General features: G+C 40.3%; 1 protein-coding gene. It reads right to left on the reverse strand.

What is annotated here, in order from left to right:
• A partial coding sequence (locus tag AAEZ03_RS28905; protein WP_350583440.1) for a hypothetical protein occupies positions 1-217 on the reverse strand: 217 nt, incomplete at its 3' end.
• Between the last annotated feature and the right edge of the window lie 19 nt (positions 218-236).

Below are 236 nucleotides of genomic sequence, written 5' to 3' on the forward strand. Positions count from 1 at the left end.
TAATACAAGTCATGATACCTATAGGTAAGGTCAAATCAACATCGTGCAAGTTGTTGCCAGATGCGCCTTTTAGCTCAATCGTCATCGGTACTTGTTTGGGTTTCGCTTTACCTTTGACTTCCATATCTATCGTTTTGGCTTTATGACGAATAGTAGGAATCTCGATTCTTTTCTTACCAGACATATATTGTCCAGTCAGTGACTCTTTGTTTGCCATGATGTCATCAACCGTACCC

The sequence above is a fragment of the Pseudomonas sp. HY2-MNA-CIBAN-0224 genome (genome assembly GCF_040310285.1).
Taxonomy (GTDB): domain Bacteria; phylum Pseudomonadota; class Gammaproteobacteria; order Pseudomonadales; family Pseudomonadaceae; genus Aquipseudomonas; species Aquipseudomonas helleri.